Source organism: Bradyrhizobium sp. CCBAU 51627 (assembly GCF_028128765.1).
Classification (GTDB): domain Bacteria; phylum Pseudomonadota; class Alphaproteobacteria; order Rhizobiales; family Xanthobacteraceae; genus Bradyrhizobium.
Window position 1 is genome coordinate 618989 of record NZ_LBJG01000005.1, and the last position, 15149, is coordinate 634137.

Here is a 15149-nt window from a genome sequence, read left to right on the forward strand (position 1 = left end):
TGTCCGTCAGGGAGCGCGCTTCAACGCGCCCTGACAAGCATCAAAAGCTCATACGCCTATGCAGGCCGGACGAGGACGTGCTTCTTCTTGCCGAAGGACAGCTTGATCACGCCTTCCGGCGTCAGATTGGCCGCTGACAGCGTCATCTTCTCGTCGGTGACGGGCCCATCATTGACGCGCAGGCCGCCGCCCTTGATCTGGCGCCGTGCCTCGCCGTTGGAGGCGACGAGGCCTGCCTTGACGAAAGCGTTGAGCACACCGAGTCCGGCCTCCAGCTCGCCGCGCGGAATTTCCACCGTCGGCAGGCTCTCGGCGAGGGCGCCTTCCTCGAAGGTGCGGCGTGCCGTCTCGGCGGCTTCGTTCGCAGCATCGCGGCCGTGCAAGAGCGCGGTCGCCTCGGTCGCCAGAACCTTCTTGGCTTCGTTGATCTCGGAGCCGCCGAGCGCCTCGAGCTTCTTGATCTCGGCGATCGGCAGCGTCGTGAACAGCTTCAGGAATTTGCCGACGTCGGCATCCTCGGTGTTGCGCCAGTACTGCCAGAAATCATAGGGCGAGAACTGATCGGCGTTGAGCCACACCGCGCCTTGCGCAGTCTTGCCCATCTTGGCGCCCGATGCGGTGGTCAGCAGCGGCGTCGTCAGCGCGAACAGCTGATGCGTGCCCATGCGGCGGCCGAGATCGACTCCCATGATGATGTTGCCCCACTGGTCCGAGCCGCCCATCTGCAAATGGCAGCCGGTGCGCTTGGCGAGCTCGACGAAGTCGTAGGCCTGGCAGATCATGTAGTTGAACTCGATGAAGCTCATCTCCTGCTCGCGCTCGAGGCGCAGGCGCACGGAGTCCATCGTCAGCATGCGGTTGACCGAGAAATGCTTGCCGACGTCGCGCAGCATTTCGATCCAGTTCAACCTGGTCAGCCACTCCGCATTGTCGAGCATGATGGCGTCGCTCTTGCCATCGCCATAGCGGAGCACCTTCGCGAACACGCCGCGGATCGAAGCCTTGTTGGCCTCGATTTCGGCGACGGCGCGGATCGCGCGGGTCTCGTCCTTGCCGGAGGGATCGCCGACCATGGTGGTGCCGCCACCCATCAGCGTGATCGGCTTGTTGCCGGACTGCTGCAGCCAGTGCAGCATCATCATGGTCAGGTAGTTGCCGATGTGCAGCGACGGAGCGGTACAGTCGTAGCCGACATAGGCGGTTGCCTCGCCCTTGGCGGCGAGCGCATCCAGCCCCTCGAAATCGGAGCATTGATGGATGAATCCGCGTTCCTGCAGAGTGTTGAGGAAATCCGATTTAAATGCAGTCATCTGTCGGCGTGCCTGACAATTCTTGGTTTACTGTTTTGGGAGCAATTTAAGGGTCTTCCGTGGGAACTCGATTGCCGCCCGCCACTTGGCGCTGTGGCATTATAAGATGTGCCCCTCTGGCACAAGATCGGCATGCCGGAGGGGGCTTTGAGGATGCTGATCCATGATGTTGACGGCACTCGGTTTGATGAGCGGCACCTCGCTGGACGGGGTGGACGTCGCGCTGATCGAAACCGATGGAAAGCAGGTGAAGGCGTTCGGGCCGTCCGGCTACCGGCCCTACAGCCCGGCCGAACGTAACCTGTTGCGCCAGGCGCTGTCGGAGGCCGTGAACCTGTCGCAACGCGACGCCCGGCCGGGGATCCTGGCCGAGGCGGAGCGCGCGGTGACGCAGGCGCATGCCGAGGCTGTGGCCGCCTTCCTCGCCCAGAACCGGATGAAGCCCGAGGAGATCGACATCGTCGGTTTCCACGGCCAGACCGTGCTGCACCGGCCCGAGCGGCGGCTGACAGTCCAGATCGGCGACGCGCCGGCGCTCGCCAGGGCCATCCATATTCCCGTGATGTACGACTTTCGCGCCGCCGACGTCGAGGCCGGCGGGCAGGGGGCCCCCTTCGTGCCGGTGTACCACCGGGCGCTCGCCAATTCGCTGGCGCGCGAGGGACCGATCGTCGTCGTCAATATCGGCGGCGTCTCCAACATCACCTATATCGACGGCAACGACACGCTGATCGCCTGCGACACCGGGCCCGGCAACGCGCTGCTCGACGATTTCATGTACCGCACCATGAACCAAGCCTTCGATGCGGAAGGCAAGTTCGCAGCGCTCGGCAAGGCCGACGAAGCCTGGATTGCGCGAGCGCTGGAGCTGCCGTTCTTCGCTCTTCCGCCGCCGAAATCGCTCGACCGCAACGACTTTGCCGCACTGAAGCTCGGCGACGTCGCGCCGGCCGATGGCGCTGCGACGCTGACGGCGTTCACCGCGGCGGCGATCGCGCGCGTCATTCCCTTGCTGCCGCGGCGGCCGCGCAGCTGGATCGTCTGTGGCGGCGGCGCCCGCAACCTCACCATGCTGCGGATGCTGCGCGAGCGCGTCGGCTCCGCCACCGTCGAGGCCGCCGAGACCCTCGGCTGGGCCTCCGACGCCATCGAGGCGCAGGCCTTCGGCTTCCTCGCCGCGCGTGGCCTCAAGGGCTTGCCGCTATCCTATCCGACCACCACGGGGGTGCCGATGCCAATGACCGGCGGGGTGATCGCGCGGCCGTGAGCTCCCAGGTGAGGTCAATGCAGGTGCATCGATCTTGACGGATGCATGCAAATGCATCTATCTTGGATGCAATTGCATCAACCGCCGGATCGCGCCATGACGTCTTCCCCTGACACACCCGCTTCATTGAAGCTGATCAGCCACAAGCTTTGTCCCTACGTGCAGCGCGCGGTGATCGCGTTGAAGGAGAAGCGTGTTCCGTTCGAGCGGGTCGATATCGATCTCGCCAGCAAGCCGGACTGGTTTCTCAGACTGTCGCCGCTCGGCAAGGTGCCGGTGCTGTTGGTGACGACCGACAATGGCGAGGTCGCGCTGTTCGAGAGCAATGTAATCTGCGAGTACATCGAGGAGACGCAAGCAGGCAGCAAGCTGCATCCGGGTGATGCGTTGAAGCGTGCCGAGCACCGCGCCTGGATGGAGTTCGGCTCGGCCATCCTCGGAGATCTCTGGGGCCTGGAGACGACGACGGATCCGGCGACATTTGAAAGCAAGCGTCAGGCGCTCGCGGCGAAGTTCGTTCGCGTGGAAGCTGCGCTTGGCACCGGCCCGTTCTTCGCAGGCGAAGAATTCAGCCTCGTCGACGCCGTATTCGCGCCGATCTTCCGCTATTTCGACCTGTTCGACGATCTGACCGATCACGGGATCTTCCGCGATGTGCCGAAGGTCCGCGCCTGGCGCGCACAGCTCGCGCAACGTCCGAGCGTGCGCACCGCGGTCGGTGACGACTATCCGCAATTGCTGCGCGCCTTTCTCGTGCGCCACGACGCGCACCTGCTCAAGCTCGCGGCTTGAGCGATGTCGTCATCTATGGCCTGGCTGACGCTGGTGATGGCCGGCGCGCTCGATATCGGCTGGGCGATCTCGATGAAGTATGCGGAGGGCTACACGCGCATCGGCTGGAGCATCGTCTCGCTGGTGCTCCTCGCGGCCTTCGTGTTCCTGCTCGGACGCGCCTTGAAGGTGCTCGAAGTCGGCGTCGCCTATTCGGTGTGGACCGGCATTGGGGCTGCCGGTACTTTTCTGATGGGCGTTGTGCTGTTCGGTGAGACGCTCAGCGCGATGAAGCTAGTCGGGATCGTGCTGGTCCTGACGGGGATTGCGGCGCTGAAGCTGGCCTAAAGCTCCGCAGCCATCTTCGCCAGGGTCGCGATGGTGTTCATGTTGCGCGCGGTGCCGGTCTTCGCGGCGGGGATCGCGAGTTTTGACGTCCCCATGCCGTCGCCATAATGCACGTAGATCTCGCGGCGGCCGAGGCGCACTTCTTCGTTCTTCTGGCCGCGGATGTTGGCGAGCGCCTCCGCGGGTGGCGGCTTATCGAGGAAGATCGCGACGGTGCGATTGGGCGCGGCCTTCGGGAACGGATTGGCGGCCAAGACCTCCGCCATCTCGGCAGCGCTGCGCACGAGCACACCGACCGGCGCGCCAGCGTAGGTGTGCAGGCGCTTCTCCAGCGCGGCCTTGATTGCGGATTCCGATTTACGGCTGGTGAAGACCACATTGCCACTGGCGATGTAGGTACGCACGGCGGCAAAGCCGAGCTCTTCGCACATCGCCTTGAGCTTGGTCATCGGAAGCTTGCCGGTGCCTCCGACATTGACGGCTCGCAGCAGGGCCACGAACGCGCCCATCTCATTCTTACCGCACGTTGGCCAGACGCATGTCCAGATAGGCCGTGATGGTTTCCATCAGCGGCTCGAGCTTGGCGTCGAAGAAATGGTTGGCGCCGGGGATGATCTGCTGGTCGATGACGATGCCCTTCTGCGTCTTCAGCTTCTCGACCAGCGTGTTGACGTCCTTGGGCGGCACCACGGCGTCTTTCTCGCCATGCACGATCAGGCCCGACGACGGGCAGGGCGCGAGGAACGAGAAGTCGTAGAGATTGGCCGGCGGCGCGATCGAGATGAAACCCTCCACTTCGGGGCGGCGCATCAGAAGCTGCATGCCGATCCACGCGCCGAAGGAGAAGCCGGCGACCCAGCAGGCGCGCGCTTCGGGATTGATGGTCTGTGCCCAGTCGAGCGCGGCTGCCGCATCCGACAATTCGCCGGTGCCGTGGTCGAACGAGCCCTGGCTGCGGCCGACGCCGCGGAAGTTGAAGCGCAGCACCGAGAAGCCGCGATGCGCAAACGCGTAGTAGCACTGGTACACGATCTGATGATTCATCGTGCCGTGAAACTGCGGATGCGGATGCAGGATCATCGCGATCGGCGCGTTCTTCTGTTTGGCCGGGTGATAGCGGCCTTCGAGACGGCCGGCAGGGCCAGTGAAAATGACTTCAGGCATCGATGATCTCTTGATTGATGTGCTGGAGAGCTGGTCCTGGACAATCAACCGATTGTGGTCTCATCGGCAGCGGCCGACGAAAGCGCGAATGGAAGGGTGAGAAGGCATGCGCCTCGCGGTGATGCGCAGATGGCGCGGTGACTTGACGGTGCGCGTTCTAACATAGGCTGCGGGGCAAAAAGCAAGCATCTTCGACATCTATGAATGGGCTCAACAGCTTAGCCGGCTATCCCGGCGTCACGCCGATCGCGGTCGGGATCGGGCCAGGGGATGGCCAAGGGCACCCTTATGAGGACAACCGATTGGAATCACGGTCATTTATCGGCTGGCGTGTGATCCAGCAGGCGATTCACGCAGGCGCGGAGGGGCCGCCGAGCGAGGCAACGGCGGGCCGGTAGCGCCGGCTGCCGCCGAGCGTCTTGCCGTTGTCGAATGTCAGCTCGAAGTCCCCTGACGGTTTGAAGTCCACGCCGCTCACCCGGTCGAGATTGGCAAGTCTCGTCCGGTGGACACGGACGATGGCGAAGCGGGCGAGTTCGCTTTCGGTCGCGGCAAGCGTTCCCCGGATGAGGTGCTGGGTACCGTTCGCAAGGCTGTATTCGATGTAATTGCCGGCGGAGGCGACCCAGAGAATGTCGCGCGGTGCGACGCGAATGCGGCTGGTGCCGTCGCGAAGCCAGATCAAATCGGGGGCCAAGGGCTCCTGCGCGGCGACCGGCTTGGTCCGGGCTTCCTGGGCCGCCTTACGCAGGTCGCGGCGGCTTTCAATCAGCCAGAGCGTTGCCCCGATCAGCAATGCGGTCACCGCATCCTTGCGGAACTCGTAAAGGACGGTCGCCAGCGAGAAATGAAAGTCGTAGGTGCCGCCCGCGAGCCAGAGCATCAACTTCCGCAAACCCACCATGCCTGCGATATGGAAGGCCGAGAAGGCGGGCAGGGTGACCGCGCCGACTCCGATCCGTTCTGCCAGGCTCGCCTCACGCATCCGCCGCACCGACAGCATCAGGATCGGCACCAGCAGCAGGATGACGATGATGCTCGACAGTTCCCAGAACAGTCGCCGGCCAATGTCATAGCTGTCGCCGCGCCAGGCAGCGTCCTGCGCACCGGAGAGCGCATTGACGATGCCGATGGCCATCGCGACGGCGGCGATCGCGGCCAACATCCTCCAGTCGCCACTGATCCCGCGCGACCAACCGCTCGTCCCTGACGGTGACACCTCGCCCCCTCGCGCCGGGCTCTGATCCCAAACCGCCTCGACGCGCTCCGTATCCGGCGCATTCTGGCTGTCAGCCATGGCCCGAACACCGCTGATGCCGGTACGTCAAGGAGCAAAAACCCATGTCAACACCACAGCCACCATCAAATCCGGGACGACGCATCGATCTGGATTGGGTGCGGATTTTAGCCTTCGCACTGCTGATCTTCTACCACGTCGGCATGCTCTACGTGTCCTGGGGATTTCACATCAAGAGCGAGCACCGACTGACCTGGCTGGAGCCGGTGATGCTGGTGGTCAATCCCTGGCGGCTGTCGCTGCTGTTCCTAGTCTCCGGGGTCGCAAGCCGCTTCATGCTGGGCAAGGTCCGGCCCGCCGCTTTCGCCCGCGCGCGCTCGGTGCGGCTCTTGATCCCGCTGATGACAGGCATGCTCGTGATCGTGCCGCCACAGTCCTACCTCCAGATCGTCGAGAGCCGCGGTTATTCGGCCGGTTTTGCTGACTACTATCTTCACCACTATCTGGCGTTCGGCGCGCAGTTCTGTCCGACCCCCTGCATCGTGCAGCCGACCTGGAACCATCTCTGGTTCGTGGTCTATCTCTGGGTCTACACCATGGCCCTGGTTGGCCTGCTGTGCCTGTGGCCGACGGTTGCGGATCGGATCGGCGAGCGGCTTGCGGCGATGCTCGCCGGGCCGTGGCTGCTGGTGGTGCCGTGCCTGCTGTTTTCAGCCTGGCGGCTGTTTCTATCGCCGGTGTTCCCGTCAACGCATGCGCTATTCGGCGACTGGTACAACCACGCCGACTACGCGACCGCTTTCCTGATCGGCTTCCTGCTCGCGCGCCAAGGCGCCGTTTGGCAGGAACTCGAGCGGCAACGGTGGGTGACGCTGACGCTTGCAGCCGCCTGTTTCGCCGTCTTCATCCTCATGTATATCGGCGTGTTCCCGCGATCGGCGATGCTGCGATGGTTCGCTGGTGCGGCCTATGGCTGTTACCAGTGGATCGCGATGGCAACTGTGCTTGGCTTTGCGCGGCGCCATTTGACGGCTGATGGGCCGGTGCGCCGCTATCTCACCGATGCGATCTTTCCCTTCTACATCGTGCATCAGACCGCGATCATCGTGATCGCCCATGCGTTGCGGGGCAGCGGACTGTCTGCGGCAAACGAGGCCGCCATCGTGATTTCAGGCACGGCATTTACCTGTCTGATCAGCTACGAGATCGCGCGGCGCGTTGGTTGGCTGCGTCCGTTGTTCGGACTGCGGATCGAGCCGCGTTCCGTTGGCGCGACCGTGCGGCAACAGCCGGCCTGACGTGCAGCCGCAGCCGATTGGCGCGAAGGCAAAAGGTGCTAAGAGGGCGCATGCCTGATCGTGTCTATCTCGACTGGAATGCGACCGCACCGCTACGCGCCGAGGCGCGCGCAGCAATGCTGGCGGCTTATGAGCTGATCGGTAATCCATCCTCTGTCCATGCCGAGGGACGGAAGGCGCGGCGGTTGGTCGAGAATGGCCGCGCCGCGCTTGCCGGAGCCGTGGGCACGCTGCCGCGGAACGTCGTCTTCACGTCCTCCGGAACCGAGGCCAATGCGCTCGCGCTCTCCCCCGGCCTGCGCGGCCCATCGGGCGGGCCGGTGCGGCGGCTCCTGGTCTCCGCGGTCGAGCATGCCTCGGTGCTGGCGGGCGGCCGGTTCCTCGCGGAGAGTATTCGCCAGATTCGGGTCACGCGCTCCGGCGTGGTCGATCTCGATCACCTCCGAGACTTACTCGCTGATGGCCCGCCGGCACTGGTCTCGATCATGGCGGCCAACAACGAAACCGGTGCGCTCCAGCCGGTTGCGGAGGCGGCGCAGATTGTGCACGAGGCCGGCGGCCTCGTGCATGTCGATGCGATCCAGGCGCTCGGCAAAATTGAGTTCAATATTAACGCGGTAGGTGCGGACCTTGCGACCTTTTCTGCGCATAAGATCGGCGGTCCGAAGGGCGTCGGCGCGCTGGTTGTCGCCGAGGGGCTTGCCGGTCTGGAGCCGGTGCTTCGCGGGGGCGGGCAGGAGCTTGGGCGCCGGGCGGGAACCGAGAATGTCGCGGGCATCGCGGGTTTTGGGGCAGCGGTGAAAGCTGCGCTTCAGGCTCTGCCGGAGGATGCGAAGCGGATGGCAAACCTCAGAGATCGCTTGGGAAAGGGTATTCAAGCGATTGCCCGGGCAATTGTCTTCGCCGACGATGTGGAGAGGTTGCCAAATACCGTTCTGTTCACCGCACCCGGGCTCAAGGCCGAGACCGCCGTGATCGGCTTCGACCTGGAAGGCATCGCCGTGTCGTCGGGGTCCGCCTGTTCTTCCGGAAAGGTCCAGCCCTCTCACGTGCTCGCGGCGATGGGCTTCGATGCCGCCTTGGCCCAGGGAGCGGTGCGTCTTAGTCTGGGCTGGTCCACGGAACCTGGGGACATTAATAGGGCGTTAGAGGCTTGGCGAAAGCTCGGTAATAGCCTACTTAAGACCTAAGCGATGAAACACGGCTTGAACCGTTCTAAGCCCGTGCTTTCCGCACAGAAACATCGTAATACTCGTTCGAGTTTGATCCACCGTGGTCCTTGAAACCACGAGCGGAGGATGGAATGCCAGCCGTACAAGAGACGGTCGAGCGCGTGAAGCGCATCGACGTCGACCAGTATCGTTATGGGTTTGAGACCCTGATCGTCTCCGAGAAGGCCCCCAAGGGGCTGTCGGAAGAGATCGTAAAATTCATCTCGCAGAAGAAGAACGAACCCGACTGGATGCTCCAGTGGCGGCTTGAGGCCTATCGGCGCTGGCTGACCATGGTCGAGCCGACCTGGGCCCGCGTCGACTATCCCAAGATCGACTTCCAGGACATCTACTATTACGCGGCGCCGAAGCCGAAGAAGGCGGTAAGCTCGCTCGACGAGATCGATCCGGAGATCCTGAAGACCTACGAGAAGCTCGGCATTCCCTTGCGGGAAGTCGCCATGCTCGAAGGCATCGAGCCGAAGGTGGGCGAGGAAGACCCGGCCCGGCGCAAGATCGCGGTCGACGCGGTGTTCGATTCGGTTTCGGTCGCGACCACCTTCAAGGCGGAGCTGAAGAAGGCCGGCGTGATCTTCATGCCGATCTCGGAGGCGATCCGCGAGCACCCTGAACTGGTGCAGAAATATCTCGGCTCGGTGGTTCCGACCTCGGACAATTTCTACGCGACGCTGAACTCGGCGGTGTTCTCCGACGGCTCGTTCGTCTACGTGCCGCCGGGCGTGCGCTGCCCGATGGAGCTGTCGACCTATTTCCGCATCAACGAGCGCAACACCGGCCAGTTCGAGCGCACCCTGATCATCGCCGACAAGGGTTCCTACGTCTCCTATCTCGAAGGCTGCACCGCGCCACAGCGCGACGAGAACCAGCTGCACGCCGCCGTGGTCGAGCTCGTCGCGCATGACGATGCCGAGATCAAATATTCGACGGTCCAGAACTGGTACCCCGGCAACTCGGAAGGCAAGGGCGGCATCTATAATTTCGTTACCAAGCGTGGCGACTGCCGCGGCGCCAATTCCAAGATCTCCTGGACCCAGGTCGAGACGGGATCTGCCATCACCTGGAAATATCCGAGCTGCATCCTGCGCGGCGACAATTCGCGTGGCGAGTTCTACTCGATCGCGATCTCGAACGGCTTCCAGCAGGTCGATTCGGGCACCAAGATGATCCACCTCGGCAAGAACACATCGAGCCGGATCATCTCCAAGGGCATTGCCGCCGGCAAGTCGCAGAACACCTACCGCGGTCTCGTCACGGCGCATCGCAAAGCGACCGGTGCGCGCAACTTCACCGCCTGCGACTCCTTGCTGATCGGCGACAAATGCGGCGCGCACACCGTGCCGTATATCGAGGCCAAGAACTCGTCGGCGACGTTCGAGCACGAGGCGACGACCTCGAAGATCTCCGAGGACGTGCTGTTCTACTGCATCCAGCGCGGGCTCAGCCAGGAAGAGGCGGTCGGCCTCGTCGTCAACGGCTTCGTCAAGGACGTGCTGCAGCAGCTGCCGATGGAATTCGCGGTGGAAGCGCAGAAGCTGATCTCGATCTCGCTCGAAGGGTCGGTCGGTTAGCTCGGACCTCATCCTGAGGAGGCCGAGCAAGCGGCGGTCTCGAAGGATGGATACAGCAAAGATTGGTGGCCTCAATCCTTCGAGACGCGCCTTCGGCGCTCCCTGGGATGAGGGGATAGATGGAAAAACAAGATGGCTTTGCTTGAAGTGAAAGACCTCAAGGTTCGTGTCGAGGAACGTGAGATCCTCCACGGGCTGACGCTGACCGTCAACGAAGGCGAGGTGCACGCGATCATGGGGCCGAACGGTTCCGGCAAGTCGACGCTTTCCCATGTTATCGCCGGGAAGCCCGGCTATGAAGTCACCGACGGCCAGATCCTGTTCAAGGGTGAGGACCTCCTGGAGATGTCGCCGGACGAGCGCGCCGCCAAGGGCGTGTTCCTGGCGTTCCAATATCCGGTCGAGATTCCCGGCGTAGCCACCATGAATTTCCTGCGCACCGCGCTGAACGCGCAGCGCAAGGCGCGTGGCGAGGATGAATACTCGACCCCGGACTTCCTGAAGAAGGTGCGCGAGGTCTCGAAGTCGCTGAACATTCCGCAGGACATGCTCAAGCGCGGCGTCAATGTCGGCTTCTCCGGCGGCGAGAAGAAGCGCAACGAGGTGCTGCAGATGGCGCTGTTCGAGCCGAGCCTGTGCATTCTCGACGAGATGGATTCCGGTCTCGACATCGACGCGCTGCGCATCGCGGCCGACGGCGTCAACGCGCTGCGTTCGCCTAAGCGCGCCATGGTCGTCATCACCCATTATCAGCGGCTGCTCAACTACATCGTGCCCGATGTCGTGCACGTGATGTCCAAGGGGCGGGTCGTGAAGAGCGGGGCCAAGGAGCTGGCGCTGGAGCTGGAAGCGTCCGGCTACGCCCAGTTCGAGGACGCGTAAGGATTGGTTGCAATGAACGTTGCTGTGGCAAAGACCGGAAAGGGCAGCGCCGTGAGCGATCTCTTCGCCAGCGCCGAGAGCCGCTTGCCGGGTGCGCCTGATGTGGCAGCAGTGCGCCGCGAGGCGTTCGAGACCTATGAGCGTCTCGGCCTGCCGCACCGCCGGATCGAGGAATGGAAATATACCGACCTGCGCGCGCTGGTCGGCGAGGTGCTGCCGCTGGCGGCCGCCCCCGATGCGGCGGCGCTGAAGCGCGCTGCGGATGCGGTGAAGGCGCATGCAATCGCCGGCGCCCGCAAGCTGGTGCTGGTCGACGGCGTGTTCGCGGCCGATCTCTCCGACCTGACGGCGCTCGGGTCCGAGGTCAGCCTCAAGACGCTGCGGGAGGTTCTCGCGAATGGGGCCAATCCCGCCGCTGGCGATCTCCTCCGGACCACGTCGACCGACGCGGTCATCTCGCTCAATGCGGCCATGGCGACGGACGGCGTCGTGGTCTCGGTGGCCGACGGCACCCATTTGTCGGCGCCGATCCAGCTCATGCATATCGCGACCGCCGCCGGTGCGTCCGCCTTTACCCGCTCGCATCTGCGGATTGGCAAGAACGTCCGCGCGACGGTCGTCGAGAGCTTCGTCGCAGCCGGGAAGGTGGGCGGCTATCAGGTCAACGATGCGGTGATCCTCTGGATCGACGACGATGCCGACGTCGCACATATCCGCCTGATGGACGATGCGCCTGATGCGGTGAACATCTCGTCGCAGGTCGTCACCGTCGGCGCCGCCGTGAAGTTGAACTTCTTCAACATGACGACCGGTGCCGCCGTCAGCCGCCTGCAGGGCTTCATCACGCTGGCGGGCGAGGGCAGCGAGCTCTCGGCCAATGGCGTCAACCTGCTGCAGAAGACCGAGCATGGCGACACTACGCTGGTAGTCGATCATGCCGTGCCGAACTGCGTTAGCCGCGAGACATTCCGCGCTGTCATCGACGACCGAGCCCATTCTGTGTTCCAGGGCCGCATCATCGTTCGCCCCGATGCGCAGAAGACCGACGGCAAGATGATGACCCGCGCGCTTCTTCTTTCGGACGAAGCCGAGGCCGACAACAAGCCCGAGCTCGAGATCTTTGCCGACGACGTCTCCTGCGGCCACGGCGCCACCGCCGGCGCGCTGGATGAGAGCCTGCTGTTCTACCTGAAGGCGCGCGGCCTGCCGGAGAAGCAGGCCCAGGCGCTGCTGATCCAGGCTTTCGTGGGTGAGGCGATCGAGCAGATCGCAGATGATGGTCTCCGCGAGCACGTGATCGGCATTGCCGAGCGCTGGCTGGAGCGGCGGTCATGAGTGCGCATCCCGCGGTCAAGAACGGCGCCTATGACGTCGCGCGCGTGCGCCAGGATTTTCCGGCGCTTGCGTTGCAGGTCTACGGCAAGAGGCTGGTCTATCTCGACAACGCGGCGTCCGCGCAGAAGCCGAGCGCTGTGCTTGAGCGCATGACGCAGGCCTACACGAGCGAATACGCCAACGTGCATCGCGGCCTGCACTATCTCGCCAATGCGGCGACCGAAGCCTATGAGGGCGGCCGCACCAAGGTGGCGCAGTTCATCAACGCGCCCCGCACCGAAGAAGTGATCTTCACCCGCAACGCGACCGAGGCGATCAACCTGGTCGCATCGTCCTGGGGCGGGCCGAACATCGCAGAAGGCGACGAGATCGTCCTCTCGATCATGGAGCACCACTCCAACATCGTGCCGTGGCATTTCCTCAGGGAGCGCCAGGGTGCCGTGATCAAGTGGGCGCCTGTCGACGACGAGGGCAATTTCCTCATCGACGAGTTCGAGAAGCTGCTGACTTCGAAGACCAAGCTGGTCGCGATCACGCAGATGTCGAACGCGCTCGGCACCATCGTCCCGGTCAAGGATGTCGTGAAGATCGCCCACGCGCGCGGGATTCCCGTGCTGGTCGACGGTAGCCAGGGCGCTGTGCATCTGCCGGTCGATGTCCAGGAGATCGGCTGCGATTTCTACGTCTTCACCGGTCACAAGGTGTATGGCCCCACCGGCATCGGCGTGCTCTGGGCCAAGTACGACCACCTCGTCGCGATGCGGCCCTATAATGGCGGTGGCGAGATGATCCGCGAGGTCTCGCGCGATGTGGTCACCTATGGCGATCCCCCGCACAAATTCGAGGCGGGCACGCCCGCGATCGTCGAGGCCGTGGGTCTTGGCGCCGCCATCGACTACGTCAATTCGATCGGCAAGGAGCGCATCGCTGCGCACGAGGCCAACCTCACCGCCTATGCGCAGGAGCGCTTGCGCGAGATCAACTCGCTGCGGCTGATCGGCACGGCGCGCGGCAAGGGGCCGGTGATCTCCTTCGAGCTCAAGGGCGCGCATGCCCATGACGTCGCGACCGTGATCGACCGTCAGGGTATTGCCGTTCGCGCCGGCACGCATTGCGTGATGCCGCTTTTAGAGCGGTTCAACGTGACCGCGACCTGCCGGGCCTCGTTCGGCATGTATAATACGCGGGAAGAAGTCGATCATCTGGCACAGGCGCTGCTCAAGGCGCGGGATTTGTTCGCATGAGTGACACGGCCGACATCAAAGCCAATCCGATGGAGACCCATTCGGCATTGCCGCCGGAGGAGACCGAGCGGCTGACCCGCGAGATCATTGCCGGTCTCAAAACCGTGTTCGACCCGGAAATCCCGGCCGATATCTACGAGCTCGGTCTGATCTACAAGGTCGAGATCAAGGACGACCGCTCCGTCGACGTCCAGATGACGCTGACGACCCCGAACTGCCCGGCCGCCGGCGAGCTGCCGACCATGGTCGAGAATGCGGTTGCCAGCGTTCCCGGCGTCGGCGTGGTCGACGTCAAGGTCGTCTGGGAGCCGGCCTGGACGCCGGAGCGTATGAGCGACGAGGCGCGCCTCGTGCTCAACATGTGGTGACGCGTAATTTCGACATTGAATTTACTCCGCAACGGACCACATCACTAACATGACACAGGCAACACCAGCATCCACTCCGAAGCCGCGGCGGCCGCGCCCGCAGGTGATGCGGCTGACGGATGCCGCTGCCCAGCGTATCACCGAGCTGACGCAGCGCGCGGACTCCGAGATCGTCGGCCTGCGCGTCGGCGTGAAGAACGGCGGCTGTGCCGGTCAGTCTTACACGGTCGAATACGCCCACGAGATCCGCCCGACCGACGAGGTCGTCGAGGACAAGGGCGTCAAGATCCTGGTCGACCCCAAAGCCGTGCTGTTCCTGCTCGGCACCGAGATGGATTACAAGGCCGACAAGATGCAGGCCCAGTTCGTCTTCAACAACCCCAACCAGGTCTCCGCCTGCGGCTGCGGCGAGTCGGTCGAGCTGCGCCCGGCCAAGATCGACGGGTAAGCCCCGTCGAGCCACCAACACCGCGGTCGTCCCGGCAGGCAGGCCGGGACCCATGCCGCGTGATCTCTCGGTCGTGCGCGATGCCAGTACCAACACTGGCATGACTACCAGTCTTCGCTAAACTGCTCCCTGTCGTTACGGGTCCCGGCCTGCGCCGGGGGTGAGGGTAGGGAGACGGCTCGGCCATGGACCGCGAATTCCTGATCGACCTGTTCGCCGATTTCGGCCCTGTCACCATCCGCAAGATGTTTTCCGGCTACGGCATCTCCGCCGACGGCACCAACTTCGCGCTGTCTCTACGTGCTGGCCTGTTCTTCCGCGCCGACGAGCAGACGATCCCGGACTTTGAAGCGGAAGGCTCAAAGCCGTTCCAATATTCGACGCGCGCCAAGACCGTGACGGTGAACTCCTATTGGCAATTGCCGGCGCGCCTGTTCGACGATTCCGAGGAGCTGGCGCGATGGGCGAGGGCTGCGCTCGCTGCAGCCCAGCGCGCCAAGGTGAAGAAGCGGCCGAAGGGAAAGAAGGAGGTGGCGAAGAAGCCGGTACCGAAGAAAGCCGCAGGGAAGAAGCGGTCGGCCAAGAAGTCGTCCGTGAAGAACTCCCAAGCCGTTGATTTGGAATCCAGAAGCGGTGTTTTGCCGTGACTGGATTTGCCGGAAAGCGGGCCTTTGGAG

General features: G+C 63.7%; 16 protein-coding genes. 12 read left to right on the forward strand and 4 right to left on the reverse strand.

Going from position 1 to position 15149, the window contains the following annotated elements:
- Window positions 1–56: 56 nt before the first annotated feature.
- A complete protein-coding gene (gene tyrS, locus XH88_RS05240; RefSeq protein ID WP_271614324.1) occupies window positions 57–1310 on the reverse strand; it encodes a tyrosine--tRNA ligase in 1254 nt (417 codons plus the stop codon).
- A gap of 163 nt (window positions 1311–1473) precedes the next feature.
- On the opposite strand from tyrS, the gene XH88_RS05245 reads away from it, so the two are divergent.
- The 3 genes from XH88_RS05245 (at window position 1474) to XH88_RS05255 (ending at window position 3696) form a co-directional block, all read left to right on the forward strand.
- On the forward strand, window positions 1474–2577 hold the full coding sequence (locus XH88_RS05245; RefSeq protein WP_271614325.1) for an anhydro-N-acetylmuramic acid kinase: 1104 nt from the start codon (window positions 1474–1476) through the stop codon (window positions 2575–2577).
- A gap of 96 nt (window positions 2578–2673) precedes the next feature.
- On the forward strand, window positions 2674–3369 hold the full coding sequence (locus XH88_RS05250) for a glutathione S-transferase family protein (RefSeq protein WP_271614326.1): 696 nt from the start codon (window positions 2674–2676) through the stop codon (window positions 3367–3369).
- Window positions 3370–3372: 3 nt separating this feature from the next.
- Window positions 3373–3696: a DMT family transporter gene (locus XH88_RS05255; RefSeq protein WP_271614327.1), complete on the forward strand. Its 324-nt coding sequence runs from the start codon at window positions 3373–3375 to the stop codon at window positions 3694–3696.
- Here the strand turns inward: XH88_RS05255 and XH88_RS05260 are convergent.
- The 3 genes from XH88_RS05260 to XH88_RS05270 form a co-directional block, all read right to left on the reverse strand.
- Complete coding sequence (locus tag XH88_RS05260; protein WP_271614328.1) at window positions 3693–4205, reverse strand: DUF1697 domain-containing protein; 513 nt, start codon at window positions 4203–4205, stop codon at window positions 3693–3695. The two genes, XH88_RS05255 and XH88_RS05260, sit on opposite strands and share 4 nt — an antisense overlap.
- Window positions 4206–4212: 7 nt before the next feature.
- Window positions 4213–4860, reverse strand: a complete 648-nt coding sequence (locus XH88_RS05265) for an alpha/beta hydrolase (protein WP_024337874.1) — start codon at window positions 4858–4860, stop codon at window positions 4213–4215.
- A gap of 349 nt (window positions 4861–5209) precedes the next feature.
- Window positions 5210–6157, reverse strand: coding sequence for a LytTR family DNA-binding domain-containing protein (locus tag XH88_RS05270; protein WP_271614329.1), 948 nt, complete (start codon window positions 6155–6157; stop codon window positions 5210–5212).
- A gap of 44 nt (window positions 6158–6201) precedes the next feature.
- On the opposite strand from XH88_RS05270, the gene XH88_RS05275 reads away from it, so the two are divergent.
- The 9 genes from XH88_RS05275 to XH88_RS05315 all read left to right on the forward strand — a co-directional run bounded on the left by XH88_RS05275 (window position 6202) and on the right by XH88_RS05315 (window position 15119).
- A complete protein-coding gene (locus XH88_RS05275) occupies window positions 6202–7395 on the forward strand; it encodes an acyltransferase family protein (protein WP_271614330.1) in 1194 nt (397 codons plus the stop codon).
- 50 nt (window positions 7396–7445) lie between these two features.
- Window positions 7446–8585 (forward strand): cysteine desulfurase family protein, encoded by a 1140-nt coding sequence (locus XH88_RS05280; RefSeq protein WP_271614331.1) that lies wholly within the window; start codon window positions 7446–7448, stop codon window positions 8583–8585.
- Window positions 8586–8698: 113 nt separating this feature from the next.
- The gene (sufB, locus tag XH88_RS05285) at window positions 8699–10195 is read left to right on the forward strand and encodes a Fe-S cluster assembly protein SufB (protein ID WP_271614332.1); all 1497 of its coding nucleotides are present in this window, start codon (window positions 8699–8701) and stop codon (window positions 10193–10195) included.
- Between the two features lie 132 nt (window positions 10196–10327).
- Window positions 10328–11077: a Fe-S cluster assembly ATPase SufC gene (sufC, locus tag XH88_RS05290; RefSeq protein WP_271614333.1), complete on the forward strand. Its 750-nt coding sequence runs from the start codon at window positions 10328–10330 to the stop codon at window positions 11075–11077.
- Between the two features lie 12 nt (window positions 11078–11089).
- Window positions 11090–12412, forward strand: a complete 1323-nt coding sequence (gene sufD, locus XH88_RS05295; RefSeq protein WP_271614334.1) for a Fe-S cluster assembly protein SufD — start codon at window positions 11090–11092, stop codon at window positions 12410–12412.
- Window positions 12409–13656 (forward strand): cysteine desulfurase, encoded by a 1248-nt coding sequence (locus XH88_RS05300; RefSeq protein ID WP_271614335.1) that lies wholly within the window; start codon window positions 12409–12411, stop codon window positions 13654–13656. Before sufD ends, XH88_RS05300 begins: the two co-directional genes overlap by 4 nt.
- The gene (locus XH88_RS05305; protein ID WP_271614336.1) at window positions 13653–14024 is read left to right on the forward strand and encodes an SUF system Fe-S cluster assembly protein; all 372 of its coding nucleotides are present in this window, start codon (window positions 13653–13655) and stop codon (window positions 14022–14024) included. Before XH88_RS05300 ends, XH88_RS05305 begins: the two co-directional genes overlap by 4 nt.
- A 49-nt stretch (window positions 14025–14073) precedes the next feature.
- Entirely contained in the window at window positions 14074–14472 is a 399-nt protein-coding gene (locus XH88_RS05310; protein ID WP_080138803.1) for a HesB/IscA family protein, read from the forward strand.
- A 185-nt stretch (window positions 14473–14657) separates the two neighbouring features.
- Window positions 14658–15119 carry a TfoX/Sxy family protein gene (locus XH88_RS05315; protein WP_271614337.1) on the forward strand — a complete coding sequence of 154 codons (462 nt, stop codon included), beginning with the start codon at window positions 14658–14660 and terminating at the stop codon, window positions 15117–15119.
- Window positions 15120–15149: the final 30 nt, after the last annotated feature.